At 36.6% G+C, this 18,366-nt stretch carries 21 protein-coding genes; 2 read left to right on the top strand and 19 right to left on the bottom strand.

Annotated elements, in window-relative coordinates:
• Positions 1 to 213 precede the first annotated feature (213 nt).
• The 4 genes from RAH34_RS21500 to RAH34_RS21485 all read right to left on the bottom strand — a co-directional run bounded on the left by RAH34_RS21500 (position 214) and on the right by RAH34_RS21485 (position 3,001).
• Entirely contained in the window at positions 214 to 759 is a 546-nt protein-coding gene (locus RAH34_RS21500; protein WP_114821833.1) for a peptidoglycan-binding protein LysM, read from the bottom strand.
• Positions 760 to 960: 201 nt separating this feature from the next.
• Positions 961 to 1,503 (bottom strand): peptidoglycan-binding protein LysM, encoded by a 543-nt coding sequence (locus RAH34_RS21495; RefSeq protein WP_306597486.1) that lies wholly within the window; start codon positions 1,501 to 1,503, stop codon positions 961 to 963.
• 334 nt (positions 1,504 to 1,837) lie between these two features.
• The gene (locus tag RAH34_RS21490) at positions 1,838 to 2,230 is read right to left on the bottom strand and encodes a Rid family hydrolase (RefSeq protein WP_306597485.1); all 393 of its coding nucleotides are present in this window, start codon (positions 2,228 to 2,230) and stop codon (positions 1,838 to 1,840) included.
• Positions 2,231 to 2,410: 180 nt separating this feature from the next.
• Positions 2,411 to 3,001, bottom strand: coding sequence for a Crp/Fnr family transcriptional regulator (locus tag RAH34_RS21485; protein WP_114821830.1), 591 nt, complete (start codon positions 2,999 to 3,001; stop codon positions 2,411 to 2,413).
• Between the two features lie 527 nt (positions 3,002 to 3,528).
• Here RAH34_RS21485 and RAH34_RS21480 point away from each other — a divergent pair.
• Positions 3,529 to 4,350, top strand: a complete 822-nt coding sequence (locus tag RAH34_RS21480) for an alpha/beta fold hydrolase (RefSeq protein ID WP_114821828.1) — start codon at positions 3,529 to 3,531, stop codon at positions 4,348 to 4,350.
• Positions 4,351 to 4,413: 63 nt separating this feature from the next.
• Here RAH34_RS21480 and RAH34_RS21475 read toward each other — a convergent pair whose 3' ends face one another.
• Together RAH34_RS21475 and RAH34_RS21470 are read right to left on the bottom strand one after the other, a co-directional pair.
• Entirely contained in the window at positions 4,414 to 5,091 is a 678-nt protein-coding gene (locus RAH34_RS21475) for a MarR family winged helix-turn-helix transcriptional regulator (RefSeq protein WP_114821827.1), read from the bottom strand.
• Between the two features lie 5 nt (positions 5,092 to 5,096).
• Entirely contained in the window at positions 5,097 to 5,219 is a 123-nt protein-coding gene (locus tag RAH34_RS21470) for a hypothetical protein (protein ID WP_262510857.1), read from the bottom strand.
• 104 nt (positions 5,220 to 5,323) lie between these two features.
• Between RAH34_RS21470 and RAH34_RS21465 the strand changes: the two genes are divergently transcribed.
• Positions 5,324 to 5,611, top strand: coding sequence for a hypothetical protein (locus RAH34_RS21465; RefSeq protein ID WP_114821826.1), 288 nt, complete (start codon positions 5,324 to 5,326; stop codon positions 5,609 to 5,611).
• A gap of 55 nt (positions 5,612 to 5,666) precedes the next feature.
• Here the strand turns inward: RAH34_RS21465 and RAH34_RS21460 are convergent, their stop codons facing one another.
• The 13 genes from RAH34_RS21460 to RAH34_RS21400 all read right to left on the bottom strand — a co-directional run bounded on the left by RAH34_RS21460 (position 5,667) and on the right by RAH34_RS21400 (position 18,336).
• Complete coding sequence (locus RAH34_RS21460) at positions 5,667 to 6,038, bottom strand: response regulator (protein WP_114821825.1); 372 nt, start codon at positions 6,036 to 6,038, stop codon at positions 5,667 to 5,669.
• Positions 6,039 to 6,066: 28 nt separating this feature from the next.
• The gene (locus tag RAH34_RS21455; protein WP_306597484.1) at positions 6,067 to 6,636 is read right to left on the bottom strand and encodes a chemotaxis protein CheB; all 570 of its coding nucleotides are present in this window, start codon (positions 6,634 to 6,636) and stop codon (positions 6,067 to 6,069) included.
• Positions 6,637 to 6,648: 12 nt separating this feature from the next.
• Positions 6,649 to 7,479 carry a protein-glutamate O-methyltransferase CheR gene (locus RAH34_RS21450; protein ID WP_114821823.1) on the bottom strand — a complete coding sequence of 277 codons (831 nt, stop codon included), beginning with the start codon at positions 7,477 to 7,479 and terminating at the stop codon, positions 6,649 to 6,651.
• Entirely contained in the window at positions 7,480 to 7,845 is a 366-nt protein-coding gene (locus RAH34_RS21445; protein WP_185144364.1) for a response regulator, read from the bottom strand. It lies immediately after the preceding gene.
• Positions 7,846 to 7,860: 15 nt separating this feature from the next.
• Positions 7,861 to 11,469, bottom strand: coding sequence for a response regulator (locus RAH34_RS21440; RefSeq protein ID WP_306597483.1), 3,609 nt, complete (start codon positions 11,467 to 11,469; stop codon positions 7,861 to 7,863).
• 5 nt (positions 11,470 to 11,474) lie between these two features.
• Positions 11,475 to 12,950: a response regulator gene (locus tag RAH34_RS21435; protein ID WP_306597482.1), complete on the bottom strand. Its 1,476-nt coding sequence runs from the start codon at positions 12,948 to 12,950 to the stop codon at positions 11,475 to 11,477.
• Positions 12,951 to 13,393: 443 nt separating this feature from the next.
• Positions 13,394 to 13,693, bottom strand: coding sequence for a hypothetical protein (locus RAH34_RS21430; protein ID WP_114821819.1), 300 nt, complete (start codon positions 13,691 to 13,693; stop codon positions 13,394 to 13,396).
• Between the two features lie 111 nt (positions 13,694 to 13,804).
• Complete coding sequence (locus RAH34_RS21425) at positions 13,805 to 14,353, bottom strand: lipocalin family protein (RefSeq protein ID WP_114821818.1); 549 nt, start codon at positions 14,351 to 14,353, stop codon at positions 13,805 to 13,807.
• Complete coding sequence (locus tag RAH34_RS21420) at positions 14,343 to 15,032, bottom strand: lycopene cyclase domain-containing protein (RefSeq protein ID WP_114821817.1); 690 nt, start codon at positions 15,030 to 15,032, stop codon at positions 14,343 to 14,345. Before RAH34_RS21420 ends, RAH34_RS21425 begins: the two co-directional genes overlap by 11 nt.
• Positions 15,029 to 15,481, bottom strand: coding sequence for a sterol desaturase family protein (locus RAH34_RS21415; RefSeq protein WP_114821841.1), 453 nt, complete (start codon positions 15,479 to 15,481; stop codon positions 15,029 to 15,031). Before RAH34_RS21415 ends, RAH34_RS21420 begins: the two co-directional genes overlap by 4 nt.
• Positions 15,482 to 15,488: 7 nt before the next feature.
• Positions 15,489 to 15,947, bottom strand: a complete 459-nt coding sequence (locus tag RAH34_RS21410) for an SRPBCC family protein (RefSeq protein ID WP_114821816.1) — start codon at positions 15,945 to 15,947, stop codon at positions 15,489 to 15,491.
• 57 nt (positions 15,948 to 16,004) lie between these two features.
• Positions 16,005 to 16,841 carry a phytoene/squalene synthase family protein gene (locus RAH34_RS21405; protein WP_114821815.1) on the bottom strand — a complete coding sequence of 279 codons (837 nt, stop codon included), beginning with the start codon at positions 16,839 to 16,841 and terminating at the stop codon, positions 16,005 to 16,007.
• Positions 16,842 to 16,845: 4 nt separating this feature from the next.
• On the bottom strand, positions 16,846 to 18,336 hold the full coding sequence (locus tag RAH34_RS21400; protein WP_306597481.1) for an NAD(P)/FAD-dependent oxidoreductase: 1,491 nt from the start codon (positions 18,334 to 18,336) through the stop codon (positions 16,846 to 16,848).
• Positions 18,337 to 18,366 lie beyond the last annotated feature (30 nt).

Here is an 18,366-nt window from a genome sequence, read left to right as displayed (position 1 = left end):
TTGCTTTTTCATGATGGTAATATTTTATTGTTATTTTTTACTTAATTGTTATCTTTTGTATACTGCAAATTTATAATGGTGCTAAAATTTTCTTTGTAATGGAAAAAGGAAGTTCACGTAGTAAAATCACTACACGGTTTATTCATATGATTAATAGAAAAACCCTCAACACTTTACAGGTACTGAGGACATGTATATTGATGTGTTTTTTTATTATAAAGCAGTCGCTGTATAAGTTACTGTTTGTGTATAAGTTCCCGCTGGCTTCCCTAAAATATCAGATGATGAAGATTTTGCTGCTGGAATAGTGTAGTCCAGGTTTAGTGTTAATGCGCTTCCCAGCGGGGCATTGGTAACTAAATTCTGATCTGTTGCAGATAAAACCACAGTATTTTTTGTTCCTCCCATTGATCCGGCAGCTGTAGCTGCTTTAATCGTCAAAACATTCACAGGGATTAAGTTCGTTCCATTCATAAAATTAGCACCTCCTGCTTTTACTTTAACATTAAAGTTCTTTGTGGAAGTAACTTTCAAAGAATTGGCTTTGGTAATAGTCTGATCAGAGTTGTAGTCTGCTGCAGTAACATAGTTGAAGTCAACCGTATTACCAATGGCAGTACTTCCTGCGTCGATAGAGATTACGTCATTCAGGGTAATGTTTACGGTTGTAGTTGCAGTTGTATTTTGAGCTTGAACATTGCTAGTTCCCAATATGATGGCTCCAAAAGTTAAGGCTGTGATTACGATTTGCTTTTTCATGATGGTAATATTTATTGTTATTTTTTACTTACTTGTTATCTTTTGTATACTGCAAATTTATAGTGGTGCTAAAAGTTTCCTTGTAGTGGAAAAAGGAAGTTCACGTAGTAAAATCACTACACAGTTTATTCATATGATCAATAGAAAAGCCCTCAATACTTTGACAGTACTGAGGGCTTTCCTATTTAAAATTGTATTTACTTACAGTGCAGTGGCAGTATAAGTTATTTTTTGTGTGTAAGTTCCCTGTGGTTTTCCCAGAAGGACCTTGGATGCATTTTCCGCCGAAATGGAGTAAGCAATATTTAAAGACTGTTTGGTACCTAAACTTGCATTACTCACCAGCACCTGATCAGCAGTGGATAAAGTGACCTCATTCAGGGTTCCCACCAAACTTCCGCCCGGTATTGCCTTGACCTGTAATATATCTACAGGAATTACATTTGCACCACTTACAAAGTGTGTGCCTTCAGATTTTACTTTTACATCGAAATTTTTAGAGGAAATAATGACTAAACTATTCGGAACGGTCACATTTTTTGATGAATTATAGTCTTTTGTGCTCCCATAATTAAAATCTACAGCACCTTCTGAAGCAACAGAGCCAATGTCCATTGCAATAACATCCGATAAAATAATATTTACTGATGTACTCACCTGCTCTGAATTTTGTGCCATAACCCGGTGGGTTCCTAAGGCGATTGCTCCCAGAGATAGCGCAACGATAAGGATTTGCTTTTTCATGATTAATAAATTTAGTGAGGTGTAATAATATTGTCATTCAGAATTCATTATAAATCTAATAACAATATATGACATTACCAAAGTTTTTTTCATCATTAATCAGATATTTTTATGATAAAGTTCACAGATATTCAATCAGATAGAGTAATTCCTATTACTATCTCAGACTCGAAAAAATATAGATTTGTCACCAAGATCGTAGAATCAGCATCTGTACTAAGAGTAATTAATCAAGTTAACAGATCAAAAAGATTTGCTATGATTTCCCACTTTTCAGAATAAAAAAAGTCCTTTTGTCTTAGAACAAAAGGACCAAAAAATTAAGACCGGAAACTTATACCGTTGCCACTATTTTAATTTCTACAAGCTGCCCAGGCAATGCAAGTCCGCTTACTCCAACCATTGTACTGGCTACCGCTTCAGGATGATCATAAAATCCTGTTTTGAGATTTTTTCTCGCCTCAAACGCCGTCGTCATATCCATTGCATAGATAACTTCTTCCACCACATTTTCCATCGTCATATCATACCTCGACAATAATTCTTTGATATTTTCATAAGTTTGTTTCATTTGGGCTTCCATTCCTTCAGCCAATTCACCTTTCTTATTGTGACCTAACTGACCGGAAATCCAGACAGTATTTCCTTTTTTTACCGCCTGCGCGTATCCATAGATATCTTCCCAAGGCATTCCAAAGCCTTCTGCTGTTTTGTTTTCCTGTACCATTTTTTTATTGTTTAAATTAATAAAGCAAATATAGAACTGATAAAAATCTCAGAAATTGAACTGGTTTAATAAATGTCTTTTTCTTTTATTCCCAATAAAAAAAGTGGTTTACACATTTTGTATAAACCACCCTGAGAATTCTTCGGACTTTCACTTCGAGAAAGGGAAACTTTATGCTTACTATTTTTGTTTTTCTTTAGTAGCCAGACGTTTTCTGATTGTACTTACAAACTCCTTAGAAACTCCAAGGTACGATGCAATATAATACTGTGCCACGCGCTGCGGGATAGTAGGATAAACCCTGATAAACTCCAGATAGCGTTCTGTAGCGGGTTGAGAAATTGTATTAATCAGGCGGTTTTGAAGGGTTACCACATACCGCTGCATCATCAGACGGAATGCTCTTTCAAATTTCGGAACCTTCTGCAGTAATTCCTCCTTAGTTTCCGGATTCAGTATATAAACTTCGGTATCTTCCAGGGCTTCTATAAAAATCTTCGAAGGTGTTTTATTATTAAAAGAATCAATATCCGTAATCCACCAATCTTCAACAGCAAACAGAAGGGTTACTTCAAAACCGTTTTCATCAAGATAATAAGTCCTTGTACAACCCTGCTTTATAAAACCTTCAAACTGACAAATTTCTCCTTCGCGCAGAAGGTGTGTTTTCTTCGGGTACTTCTGAAGCGTCAGCAAACCTTCATAAATGTTTTCCTCTTCTTGTGTTAAAGTAACAAACCGTGAGATGTTTTTGATAATATTTTGAAACATAAATTTATTTTACAGCTGCAAATTAGAAAAAAGTGTGTAATTTTCAATCTTCGGGAGCCCGCTTCTACAGCCATAATGATCAATTACCTTCCAATTTTTGGTTTAGATTTTTTAAAAAATTTCAATCTCATTTTCAAATCTCTGATCCAATTCTGAACCAGGCAAAACAATATCTGCTTCATTTTCTTGGACATAATCCAGACGAGCGCTTTCTAGATGCCGGATCTCCGCTTTCCACCCTCCGTTATGTTCGGGGATTCTTTATATAATTCCATGATTTTTTACAATCACAAAAAATTTAGGTTGATGTGTTAGTTTGGAAGAGAAAGTAGATACGGATTTTGAAAGCAGCATTCTGAGTGGGGTGAATAGAAGATAGAAATAACTATCAGAACAAAAAAATTATAAAATTGTACGAAATTAAACTAGATTAATTTCTACCTCCTTTATCCATCATACATTTGCTGAAGAAATAAGAAAACAAATACTTATCAAATAAATTAACCAAACATTAAAAATTCAAAACAATGAGCACACTACAATTAAAAGACGGAACAGAGATTTTTTATAAAGACCAGGGAGAAGGACCTGTATTAATGTTTCACCACGGATGGCCGTTATCATCAGACGATTGGGATGCACAGGTAATTTTCTTCCTTCAGAGAGGTTACAGAGTGATTTCTCACGACAGAAGAGGCCATGGTCGTTCCAGCCAGAATATCTACAATCACACCATTGAGCAATATGCTTCTGACGCTGCAGAATTGGTTGAATTCCTTGACTTGAAAGATGTGGTTCACATTGGCCACTCTACTGGAGGTGGTGAAGTGATCCGTTATGTCAACAAATATTCTAAAGGAAGAGCAAAAAAAGCAGTTTTAATCAGTGCTGTTCCACCGGTAATGGTAAAGAGCGAAAACAACCCTGACGGTGTTCCGATGGAAGTCTTTGATGGGATCAGAGAGCAGACTCTGAATAACAGAAACCAGTTTTATTTTGATTTGACTTTCCCTTTCTACGGATACAACAGAGAAGGTGCCAATGTAAAAGACGGGATACAAAGAAACTGGTGGAGACAAGGAATGATGGGTGGAATCGTGGCACATTATGACGGAATCAAAGCATTTTCCGAGACTGACTTTACTGAAGATTTAAAAGCTGTAGATATTCCTGTTTTGGTTCTTCACGGAGAAGATGACCAAATTGTTCCCATCGAAAACTCTGCCATTAAATCTGCAAAACTGTTGAAAAACGGAAAACTGATTACCTACCCAGGTTTCCCTCACGGAATGCCAACTACGGAGCACGAAACCATTAATAAAGATCTTCTGGAGTTTATTGAGGCTTAATATAAGATACTATAAAAAAGGGGAATCGAAAATGATTCCCCTTTTTTATATGCATGCCTGATTTTATGAATCTTTAAATGAGTATTCATCATACACTGTATCAATAAGCTGATCAGAATTGATATTCCGTGAAAAAATCGGATAATGAAAACGATCCAGTTTATTAAGAATGCGTATCAGTTCCATCTTCTCGTAATAGTTCAGATTTCCGGCAACGATATTGGTAGCATGACGAATTTTCTCCATTTGATTGCCCAGAATCTGCAATCCTCTTTCAGTAATACGGATCAGTTTGCTTCTTTTATCCTGGTCAGAGTCCGTCTGCTCAATAAGTCCCTGGCGCAGAAGTCTTGCAATGATCAGCATACCTACCGGCTTATCATGAATATTTTTTTTGATAAGAGCCATTTTCGTCATCTCACCGAAAGCCTTAAGATTAATCAGATAAATAAAATCTTCCTGGGTTGAAAACTCAGAATCTGAGATGGCAGACTTTGAATAGGTTTTTGCATACCGGTTAAGATGAACAAGCAAAGTACTTATCGCACTTTCCGGGGTTCTCCCATTTTCCTTACCTTCCCAATAAGGTTCCTGAGCCTGATTGGCTCCTGTATTTTCGCAATCAGAAATCCAGGCTTTAAAGCCCTGAATGTTTCCCGGATAGACACCGGGAGAAGCCTGCACTTCGTTTTCAAATTCCTGAAGCAAGTCTATAAAGTCTTTAATAAGCGTGTAATTCATTTTCTCTAAAAATAGTTTACAAATATACCAAAAACAATACAATATATAACCAGGACTTTATCAACAGAACGGATTCTGTCATTCTTCATATCCGGGCTATTGGATGCCAGTCCAACGGTATTCATCATTCTGGCCAGTTATAAGGCACTTTTTTTCATTTACCTATGAAAATCAATTTTCTTTTAGTACGGTATAATAATTGTTTAAAAATAAACTGAAGTAAAATAATTGTATGGATCATATAGAAACAACACCAATAGATTTAATAAGAGATAAAACTTTTATTGATAAGTACTTCAATGTCATCATAAAAAGAGAATTGAAAGCGGATATCAATGTGGATAATGAATATATCGTTGCACAAAACATTATTTCCAGAAAATTGATTCTGGTTAAAACCTTTTCCGAGGCCGTCATGGAAAATCCAGAACTGTATCTATTACTGGTTTCTTTAATTCACGATGTTAACTCGCGTATTTTAACAAAGGAATACATTATTAAGACCCTGGAAAAAAAATAAAAGATCTCTCAGGGATTTGAGAAATCTTTTATTTATCAGTTATGTAAAGAAGGTTTTATACCTGTTCTTTTACATGTTTCGCTACCATTGCTTCAAGATCATCAAGATCAAAAGGTTTTGAAACATAATCATCAGCTCCTGCTTCGGATGCCAAAGCAACAATATCACTATTGGCTGTAACGTAAATTACAGGAATATGTTTAAATGCTTCGGTACTTTTGAGAAGTTTTGTAGCTTCCACTCCTCCTATTTTGGGAATCCAGTTATCCATCAGGATAACATCGGGCTGATAGTCTGCCACTTTCTCAAGGATGTCATGCGAAGTCTCTGAGATTTTGACATCATATCCGTTTTCTTCAAATATAATGGTGATTACTTCTAAGATCGCTGTCTCATCATCAAAAATTAAAATCTTCCTTTTACTCATATTATGTAGATTATTTTATTCTTAAATATTACAATTGCTTTATATAATTTGCCAAACCAGCTGGTCTGAAAATTAAATCATATTCAATTTCTTCTATGGCATGCTCAGGCATAAATTTTATTTCTGCCGTATCAGGATCCTGAATCCATACCTGCCCATTATTTTTTTTAATATAACCCAATCCTTCTACCCCGTCAGCATTAGCTCCGGATAAAAGAATACCGATCAGGTTTTCCCCGTAGATTTCTGCCGCAGACCTGAATGTAACGTCTATGGATGGACGGGAATAATTCATTTTCTCAGAGCTGTCCAGTGACATCCACTTTTTGTTCTCAAACAATAGATGATAATCGGCAGGAACAATGTATATTGTGTTATCTTCAACCTCTGTTTTATCTTCCACTTCTACAACCTGTATTTTCGTAAACTGCTGCAGCAAAGTCCGCAAAATATCTCCGGATTGCGCTTTGCGGTGTATTACCAGTACAATGGGAACGGGGACTGCATCACCCAGGTTTTTGACCATTTCGATAATGACCTGTAAACTTCCTGCCGACCCTCCCATTACAATTAATTCAATACCTGTCTGTGATTTCATACCCGTACTTATTTAATGATGGTCAAGCTTTTTCCAGATCTTCTGGTCTTCAATCTGATGATAATTTTTTTCTATAGTAGAAAACCTGAGTGTTTCTTTTGCTCCCAGCGCAAGAAATCCTAAATTTTCCAAACTATTATCGAAAAGTCTGAATACCCTTTCCTGCAGCTCTCTATCAAAATAAATCAAAACATTTCTGCAGATAATCAGCTGAAAGCTATTGAAAGAACTGTCTGACACCAAATTATGAGTAGACAAAATAAGTTTTTCCTGTAAGCTTTCATCAAACTTTACACTGTCATAATTGGCTGTATAATAATCAGAAAAATCTTTTTTTCCACCTGAAAGCATATAATTTTCAGAGTATAATTTCATCTGTTGTAGCGGAAAAACTCCGGCTCTGGCTGTTTCGAGCACGGCAGGATTCAAGTCTGTTCCATAAATCAGAGATTTATGATAAAGACCGGCTTCTTTCAGTAAAATAGCTATGGAATAGGCTTCTTCTCCCGTAGAGCATCCCGCAATCCATATTCTGATCAGCGGATAAGTGCCCAATTGCGGCAGAACCTTTTCCCTCAATGCTTTGAAAAAAGAAGGATCCCGGAACATTTCTGTGACATTTACGGTAACTTCTTCTACAAAACGTTTTAAATACTCACTATCATTCATGATGGTATACCTAAGTTCAGCAAAGCTTGTAAACCGGTCTAAAAGGCATATCCTGTTTACTCTCCTTTTAAACGAAGCCCTGCTATAACCGGAAAAGTCATAGCCATACATCTCATAAACATCGTTGATCAGATATTCTATTTCTTTATCTTTTACGATACTTGGTTCCAGCATTTATGAAAATTTTTCTATTGCCATCATAAGAAGATCCACATCAATTGGTTTTGAAACATAATCATCAGCTCCCACCTCGATACATTTCTGACGGTCCTCTGGCATTGCCTGCGCTGTAACAGCAATAACAGGGATATGTTTGATTTCCGGGGTATTTCTAATGATCCTTACTGCTTCATATCCATCTATTCCAGGCATCATCATATCCATAAGCACCACAGAAAACCCAGGATCAGCCTTTAGCATATCCAAAGCTTCCTGAGCCATGACGGAGGTTTCAACTGCATATCCACGAGCCTTAAGGGTGAGTTTCAATGCAAATATATTACGTGGATCATCATCCACAATTAAAATTTTCTTACTCATCAGAATTTTATCTGTTTAACTTTCATATAACCACACGCGAAGCAGCGACAATAGCTGATCAATATCTACAGGTTTCGAGATATAATCTGAAGCTCCTGCCGTAATGCATTTCTCCCGTTCTCCAATCATTGATTTTGCTGTTACCGCTATAATAGGCAGCTTCTTAAAGGCAGGCATTTTTCGTATCTGCTTTATTGTTTCGTAGCCATCCATTTCCGGCATCATCATATCCATTAAAATAACATCTATATCAGGATTGTGATGAATTTGCTCAAGGGCATGCTTTCCGTCCATGGCAACAATTACTTCAACTTTATATTTTTCCAGTGCTTTTGTTAAAGAAAAAATATTCCGTACATCATCATCAGTAATCAGTACTTTTTTTCCACTCAGAACTTCTGTTAAAGACCCGAGCATTCTGCCTGTAGTATGGTCTGCTGAATTGTTTTTTTCTTCCACCAGATGCAGGAAGAGTCCTACTTCATCTAAAATCCTTTGGTAAGAGTGTGCGGTCTTTACCACAATAGAATCTGCATACTGTTTTATTTTAAGTTCTTCTTCTTTAGATAAGTGATGTTCGGTAAAGATGATGATAGGAAGATTCTCCAGACCTTCATGGCTTTTGATGGATTCGATTACATGATAATCACTTCCTTTTGTACTTCCAATATCCAGAATAACGCAGTCAACAAGATCAGAAGTAAGCGCTTTCACACTATCTTCCACGGTATGTTCTACTGATAGAGAAATATTAAAGTTGCTCAGGAAATAGGATAATGCACTGGCATGTTTGGCATTTTCTTCTACAATCAGGACTTTTTGAGATCCTTTTTTTAAGGCATCCTCAATCTTTCTGAATACGTCTGTCATTTTATCCAGTGCTACCGGCTTATTGATAAAGTCTACTGCACCTTTCATAAGACTTTCCTTTTTAAGATGAAGAACAGACATCATATGAACCGGAATATGTTTGATATAAGGATCAGATTTCAGCTCATCCATTACTTCCCAGCCATCTTTTACAGGAAGCTGTACATCCAGTAAAATAGCATGCGGCTGATATTTGAGAGCTGCTGAAAGTGCATGATCTCCTCTTACCACCACCACTGCTTTATAGTTTTGCAGATGTGCATATTTCAATAAAGCTTTTGCAAAATTAATATCATCTTCAATGATCAAAATAACTTTATCTCCTTCCCGGATATTTTCTCTGTCGTCCGGTACATCTTCAGGGATCTCAAGCATATTTAAAGTGACGGATTTTACTTCACCATCATCCAGAATATTCTGAATTTCTTCCACATCTTCCCGTATCACTTCTACAAGATCCTGATCTGTCTCGGACGGAGTAATTTCCGTTACCGCGTATACAGGAATAATAAAGCTGAATTCACTTCCTTTATCTACCTCGCTTTTCAGAACCAGCTCACCTCCAAGCAGCCTGGCAATTTCACGGCTTATAGAAAGCCCAAGACCTGTTCCTCCAAATTTTCGTTTGGTAGATCCGTCGGCCTGCTGAAATGCTTCAAAGATAATTTTCTGCTTATCCTTCGGTATTCCGACACCGGTATCTTTAACTGAAAATATAACAAAATCAGGTTTTTCAGAATGTTTTTTGATATGTAAACTTATGCTTCCTTTTGTCGTAAATTTTAAAGCGTTAGATAAAAGGTTTCTTAAGACCTGATCAATTCTAAGACGGTCACTTTCGATAACTCTCTGAACGTCTGCTTCAATCCTAATGTTAAATGGAAGATCTTTCTCCTGAAAAACAGGATTGAAAAGACTCTTTAAATCTTTTACGACTTCTTCAATAATCACGTCCTGATATTCAAGAGTCATTTTACCGGATTCTATTTTGGCAAGATCCAGAATTTCATCGATAAGAGTTAATAAACTTGAACCTGAACTATGAATTACTTTTGCCGATTCCACCTGATCTTCATTAAGATTTTCCTCCGGATTTTCTGTCATTAATCGTGATAAAAGAAGAATTGAATTTAGTGGAGTCCGCAATTCATGGGACATATTGGCTAAAAACTCGGATTTGTATTTAGTGCTTAATGCCAGTTCCTCAACTTTTTTCTGAATTTCATTATTACGTTCTGCAATCAGATGATTTTTCTCTTCCAGCAATCTTGAACGCTCTTCCAGTTCCGCATTAGCCTGCAGCAATTCTTCCTGCTGTACTTTGAGTTCTTCTTCCGAAGCCTGAAGTTTCTGTGTTTGTGCTTCAAGCTCCGTATTCAGGTTTTCAAGTTCGGAATGCTGAACCTGTAATTCTTCAGACTGAGCCTGTGTTTCTTCCAGTAATTGCTGCTCTTTTTCTCTGCCTTTAGCGGCGCTCAGGGCAATTCCTATATTCACGCAGCACTCTTCAAAATAATTTATTCTGTCTTCATCAAAGTTGGAAGTGGAACCAAGTTCCAAAACTCCTATGATGTGGCCGTCTGCAAAGAGTGGCAATAATATAATACCATAAATTTTAATCGTACTGCTGGCAAAAGTAACGACAAAGTCATCTTCATGAAGATTATTGTAGACCTGTGTTTTAGTATTAACAAAAGCCTGTCCAACCATTCCTTCACCTGGCTCAAAAGCTTTTTTCATATTGGATTCCAGCCCCAATGCTTTATTAAGTTTTAAAATGCCTTCATCATACAAATACAGAGATCCGTTAATACAATTCCCATATTCAGTCAATTGTATTAGAGCTTTATTCGAAACTTCCTGTACAGATTTATTCCCTACCAGTGATTCATTCAGCAAAGCAAGACCTTTCTGGCGCCAGTCGCTTTTGTTAATTTTCTCAAAAGAGGTTTTGAGAGACTCTGTCATGTGGTTAAGGGATTCAACAAGATCTCCAAGATCATCCTGAGCATTATCCACTACTTTTTCACTATAATCACCATTCGCTACTCTATTGGCAATCCTTTGAATGGCACTTACACGGCGGGTCATTTCTTCATCTTTCTCCTTAAGCATTTTTTCCAGTTTATCTCTTCGGATAAGATCTGCCCGCATTTTTATATAGAAAAATGTAGTTACCACTATTGCAGCAATGGCGGAAAAAATGATAAAAAGAACGGTGGTCCCGGAGGAGCGGTTAAGGTCTTTATTTTTAATTTCAAGCTGACTTTCTTCATATTGTACAAAATCACTGACAATTTTCCGGCATTGATCCATATAGATTTTTCCTTCCGTAATCTGCTGCTGAGTCATGATGATTCCTCTTCGCCTGTTCTCTACCAGGTGTTTTAAATTCTCCATCACCTGAGCTACTGAAGTTTTTAAGCCGGCAAGTCTTTGTAATTGATTCTGATCATCTATATCCAAAGCCTCTGCACGTACCAAAGCTTTAGGGTATTCTCTAAGCCCTCTCCTGTAAGGTTCAAGAAAGTCTTCTCTCCCGGTCAGCTGATACCCTCTGTTTCCGGTTTCTGCATCCAGCAGCGCAACCAGAACATCTTTCACGGCTGTCACAGAACGTCTGCTTTTAGAAAGACTTTCCCTATGATTCATCTGGTTTTGGATACTCCAGTAGGAGGCCAGTGAACTTACAATTAAAATCAACAGAGAAAATCCTACTCCAAATTGAAGATTTCGTATTATTTTTTTTGGCATTAAAATTAGTTTAGTGGTAATGTGAAATAAAAAGTAGAACCTTCATCTACGATGCTGGAAACCCCGACACTTCCATGGTGCTGTTTGATGATTTCAGAGCAGATAAACAAGCCTATTCCCATTCCCTGAAACTGCAGTGAAGATTCTTCCACACGATAGAATTTTTTAAATACAGCATCCTGTTTAAAATCAGGGATTCCAATTCCAAAGTCGGTTACATTCACTCTTACTTCTTCGGCTTCTTTATCTACAAAAGTACTCACAATAACCTGGTTATTATTGGGTGAATATTTAATGGCATTGGTGAGAAAATTGATAAGTACCTGTTCTATCCGGATTTCGTCTAAGGGAATTAAAATATCCGGTTTTGTTCCATGGCGTTCTATCTTTACCTGTTGCTCATCATGGGTCTGCAGGATGGTTTCAATAGCATTGCTGATCAAATTTTCGAGGTTAACAGGTTTTTTATTAATTTTCAGCTTTCCATTTTCTATTTTAGAAACATCCAGCAGATCTGTAATCAGTGTATTGAGTTTCTCAATCTGCCCCTGAACTTTCATTACAAATCCCGCTTCGGAACTTTCTTTATCCAGCTTCAGCTTTCTTTCCAATAGCTGCACGTACGCTTTGATGCTTGTTAAAGGCGTTTTAAGTTCGTGGCTTGCGATGCTTAAGAATTCATCTTTTTCTTTTTCAACTTTTTTCTGATCATCAATATCGGTAAAAGTCCCCACCCAGTTTTTAATACGATTTTCCTCATATACAGGAGTTACCCTGAGCAGATGATAGCGGTAATTCCCTGAAATGACATTCTTAATTCTCATTTCCAGCTCAAGAGCTTTTCCTTTTTTCCGGCATCTTTCAAATTCTTCTATGATATTGGGATCATCGGGATGCACTTCAGGAAAATGCTGCCCGGAGTCTGAGTACTCATACCATTTACCGTTCACAAAATCAACGGTTCCTGATTCATTCAGTGTAAATGCAATTTGTGGGAGTGATTCAAGCATTAAATGAAAATGGTCTATCTGAGACTTCATCGTCACTTGCGATTCACGTCTTCCTTTAACCTCCAGTTCAAGATTCTGCTGGCTCTTTTTCATTGCTATATTCTGTTCCTGAAGATTGTAGAAGGTTTTCACCTTAAGTAAGAGGATCTCAGGATCCACAGGCTTGGTTACATAGTCTTTAGCACCTGAAGCGTAGCCTTGTGTTATAAATTTTTTGTCTGTATTGACAGCGGATAAAAATATAATGGGAACTTCTTTGGTTTTACTGTAATCTGCCAGTGTTTCTGCCACTTCAAAGCCATCCATATCAGGCATCTGAACGTCCAGAATAATAAGGGCGTAGTCATTTTTGAGAGCTTTTCCTAAAGCCTCTTCACCAGAATTGGCTGTTTCCACTTGGAAATCCTTGGATTCAAGTAATTTTTGCAGTGAATAAAGGTTGCTCTGATTGTCATCAACAATTAAAATCATAGAAGTAAAAATCAATAATTGGTTACGGATATTTAAACTTCAAAAATACTTACAATATTTCAAAACATAGCAATTTTTAAAGGGTTATGAATAACTATTTCATACCACATTTTACGGTTGAAATAATAAATGTGGGAGCGTTGAATGGCTGCTGCTATTTTTTAGAAAAAATTATAATTCTGTAGGAAGGACATTCTATGAAAAAAAACGGGAAGATGCATTATGATTGGTAGAAAATACTTAAGAAATACGGCTGCATGTTGATAAAACCGAAAACTGGTAACAGAGAGAGCTGGTAAAAAACGAATAGTACACTTCGCAGGTAATTGTTATAATATCAATATCGCCACGGATTAGAAACCGTAAATATAGAATACAAATAAACCATAATAAATAACAAAAGACCAGAACTTTCAGAGTTCTGGTCTTTTATCAAACTAACTTTAATTTGTTTTCTTTCTCCATTCGGCTTTTACATCTTCTGCTGCATCCTTTGTTTTCTCCCAGGCCTCGTCTGCTTTATCTTTAATATCCTCCCATGTGTCAGAAATATTGGATTTTACTCTTTCCAGCCAATCTTCCTGAGTTGCCTCCTCATCATTATTTCTTTTTTCATTGATATAATCCTTGGCTTTATCTGCAAGATCACCAACTTTCCATTTTACATCGTTAGCCGCATTTTTTAGATTATTTTCTGTTTCGTTTACTGCTTTTTCCGCTTTGTTGTAATCTGAATTATTCATAATATAATATTTAGGTATTTGGTATAGAAATAAACAATCTTCATGCCTAAAAAAAAATACGACATGTTAAAATTTTCTTAAAATTAAATAATGATAGTTTTAACTGATTATCTATTTATCAAAGGGACTCTTTTTATTCTGCTTCACCCATATCAATTTTGAAGTATCATATCCTATTTCCTGAGCCTTGCTGATAAATTTCTGCTTTACGTTTTCAGGGATGTTTTTTTCACGGGAAAGAATCCAGAGATAATCCAGATTTTTCCCTGCAATCAGTGCATATTGATACTCTTCCAGGGCAACTACATTATATCCGGCATAAAAAGGTCCGAAAAAACTCACCTTCAAAGCGGCCACATTTTTTTCTCCTCTGAATTTGGCAGTACCATTAACAGAAACCCATTTGTTCTTTTTAAAATTGTACCCGCTGTTGACTACGTTTACATTTCCGTCTGCATTAAGGCTGTACTGAGCAATTGCATTATCAAGATCTTTTTCAAAGCGGTAATCGAATCTGGCGATCTCATACCATGTTCCTAAATATCTGTTGACATCAAACCGCTCAACTGGCTGTGCTTTTTCAGGCATAGAAGAACAAGAAGCCAAAACGTTGAACAGCCCGAAACATACTAATAAGGTAAGAATGATTTTATTTTTCATTTTGAGTTATTTTTTTAAAGAAATAAATATTTAATAGAAACTGGGTGTAGCCATAAACAGCATCTTCAACAGGAATTGTTCCCATCCTGATCCCTAAAAAGTCATCAGGATTATAGTTGACAACAGGTGACGGAATTAGAGATCCTGTCAATATTCCATTCACGGCGAAAAATCCCGGCATCAGAATAATATATACAAAACTGGCTTTTCCTATCCAGTCTTTTTCTGCAATAAAATGAAGATAGCAAAGGGTGAGCAGGGTTATCACAATAGTTACCAATGTATATATTTTCTGATAATAAAGAAGCCCTGCCACACTGAGAATAATAATCCCTGTAAATACAATAAGGTTATTGAAAACACTAACCCAATCCATGGTAAAAAACTTTTCAATACAGTAATAAGTAAAAACGCAGGCAAAGGGGATACAGTAAAAAAACAACCATTCCTCGATGGGAAGTCCCGCAATTTTAAATCCGAGAGTGTAATGAAGATCAAACCACCAAACGCCTTTTGAAGTAAACCAGATATCCCAGATAATAAAAGGAACGGCCACGATGGTGGATGAAAGCAGAAATTTCCCAAAAAATCTATTGAATTGTATCCTTCTGTCAAAAGAGGCCAGAAAGCATATTATGACAGTGAAAAAATTTATTAAAATATAAGTGTAACTCATCATTTTTTATGGAAATACATTTTAAAATATTTAACCGGAACCCAGAGAAATCCAAAACACTCTCCCTCTTCTCTTCCCAGATGCTTATGATGCTGTTTGTGTGCCCGTCTGATCGCCAGTAAATAAGGATTACTGGTTTTCGTAAAAACTTTTGCTCTCTGGTGGATAAAAATATCGTGCACAAAGAAGTACGCCATGCCATAAAGGCTTATTCCCAGACCTATATAAAACCAGTAACTGAATTCCTGCTTCACTCCCAGATACAATAAAGCGATGGCCGGGCTGGCAAAGATGAAGAAGAACATATCATTTCTTTCAAGTTTACCATTATGGCTATGATCATGGTGGTCTCTATGCAATATCCACAGAAAGCCATGCATAATATACCGATGGATAAGCCAGGTGGCTCCTTCCATTGACACAAAAACTCCCAAAACAATCAGAAAATTCATTGTAATTCTATTTTTTATTAAAAAGATCATCCAAAACCCTATATCTGAAATCGAAAATACTTCTGAGCTTTTCTTTTACAAATATGCGATGAGCTATTTTACCTAAAAACCCCATGGGAAGTTCATAATCTACAGTATCTCTTATGAGTACTCCATCTTCATTTGGAATAAATTCATGAAAATGATTCCAGTGTTTGTACGGACCTTCTTTTTGAAAGTCAGTAAAGCTTTTGTAGTCTTCTACCTGGCTGATGACTGTTTTCCATCTCATCGGAATTCCCAATACGGGAGATACTGTATAGTCTATCTCCATTCCTTTGAAGATAGGTTCATCACTCTCTGAAAGAACCACAAAGCTCATACTGGCTGGAGTTATTTCAGATAAGTTATGAGGAGATGAGAAGAACTCCCATGCGGTTTCAATATCGCATTTCAGCTGCTGTTCTCTATATAATCTGTACATGATTTATTTTTTTTATTGATCTTATCACTTTAAAATCAATTGTTCAACACAATTTAAGTTTTAGAAATAAGCAGATTTATAACGTATGTAGCTTTTGAATGCGACCAGTAGCTTCTGTGAGTTGGCAATTCTGATTCTTTGCGTCAGCATATTCTGGGAACTTGTCTTTTTAATTTTTTCAAACAGAGACAAATAATATCGGTAGGCCAGGTACACTCCAAAAATGGATGAGCCTGGCAGCTTTTTAATTCCTAATAATGCTTCTTTAAATTCTTCTTCAATCTCCTTTTCAATATGGGCTTTTACCGCATTATCAAATACCGCCATATTCAGGGATGGAAAATAGGTTCTGCCAAGAATCTGAAAGTCATCTTTAAGATCTCTCAGAAAATTAACTTTCTGAAAAGCAGATCCCAGTTTCATCGCATAAGGTTTAAGTTTTTCATACTGTTGTTTATTCCCTTCCGTAAATATCTGCAGGCACATAAGGCCTACCACCTCTGCGGATCCGTAGATATATTCTTTATACAGCTCTGAATTATAATCAATTTTGTGAAGATCCATCTCCATGCTGTGCAAAAACTGACTGATCAGTTTTCTATCAATATTATATTTATTAACTGTTTCCTGAAATGAATGCAAAATCGGGTTTAGTGCTATACCATCTTCCAGTGCCTGAAAGGTTTCAACCTTTAATCTATTCAGGAGTTTTTCTTTATCATAGCCATGAAAACTATCTACAATTTCATCTGCAAGCCGCACATAGCCGTAAACAGCGTAAACGGCAGGTCTTATGGAGGGCTTCAATGCCAGTATTCCCAATGAAAAACTGGTGCTGTATTTTTGTGTAGTGTACTTACTGACTTCGTAAGACAATTCATCAAACAATTTTTTCATCGTATTATTTCATTTTTAGTTTACTCACTTCAGCCGCTACAATTTTCCCGGAAATTACCGAAGGCGGAACACCAGGCCCGGGAACAGTTAACTGCCCTGTATAAAAAAGATTCCTGATTTTTTTATTTCTTATTTTAGGTTTTAAGACTGCAGTCTGCGACAACGTATTGGACAATCCGTAAGCATTACCCTGATAAGCATTATAATCAGAAATGAAATCACTTACACAATAACTTTTTTTATATTCAATTCTTGAAATAAGGTGCTTTTCACCAGTGTGTTTTTCAATTCTGCCAAGCATTTCGACAAGATATTTTTCCCTGACAGACTCGTCATCCTCTATTCCAGTTGCAAGAGGTAACAACAGAAAAAGATTTTCACAATCCTCAGGTGCCACATCCGGATCTGTTTTTGAAGGACAGCATGAATAAAAAAGCGGTTTATCAGGCCATTTTTTATCATTGTAAATAGAGTCTATATGATCATCGAGTTCATTTTCAAAAAACAGGGTATGATGTTTTAAATGAGAAATTTTCCCTTTTACACCCAGATAGTAAATGAGACAAGATGGGGCAAAAGTTCTAGTTTTCCAGTACTCTTCGTTATAGTTTCTTAGCGATTCAGGTAATAGGGTTTCTGTATGATGGTAATCTGATGAGGCAATAACTGCATCAAATTCGTAGTCTTTACCCTCTACTGTGATTGAAATAAGTCTTCCATTTTCTGTATTGAGCTGCTGTACTTCATGATTGAAATGAAAAGCTACCCCCTGTTGTTCTGCTACCTTTTTCATGGCCATAACGAGCTGATGAAACCCTCCCATTGGATACTTTGTTCCCAAAACATAACCGCCATAATTCATAAGGCTGTACAATGCAGGAATATTTTGGGGTGAAGCACCAAGAAATATAACCGGAAACTCCATGAGCGATCTCAGTTTTGAATCAGAAAAATAGCCTGAAACATATTTCCTGAAATCGCTTAAGAGATTAAGCTTCACAGCACTGCCTGCTATTTTCAAAGAAGCAAATTCAAGCCATGTGTAGCAAGGTTTTGTAACAAAATCTTTCATTCCCACTTCATACTTGAACCGGGCGGATTCCATAAACTGATCATATTTATTTCCAGCTCCCGGCTCTATTCTTTCAAACAAATCCCGTATGGCATCATTTTTTTCCGGAACTGAGACTTTTTCTTTGGCAAAAACCATTTCAAACTGAGGATCCAAGGATACCAGTGTAAAAAAATCAGAAACTTTATAATCAAAATCATTGAAAAAACGCTCTATAATGTCGGGCATCCAGTACCAGCTGGGTCCCATATCGAAAACATATCCTTCATCTGTAGAGAATTGCCTGGCACGGCCGCCAGGCTGATCATGCATTTCAAATACATGCACTTCATTTCCTGATTTTGCAGCATAAGCTGCTGCCGACAGTCCCGAAAATCCAGCACCTATTACTGCAATTTTCTTTTTTATGTTCCCGGTATTCATTATTATTTATTTAGTGGTTTGGCTGATACT

Source organism: Chryseobacterium sp. WLY505, from assembly GCF_030846215.1.
GTDB lineage: Bacteria > Bacteroidota > Bacteroidia > Flavobacteriales > Weeksellaceae > Chryseobacterium.
Note: the sequence above shows the minus strand (reverse complement) of the source record. Positions and strands in the feature narration are given on the sequence as shown.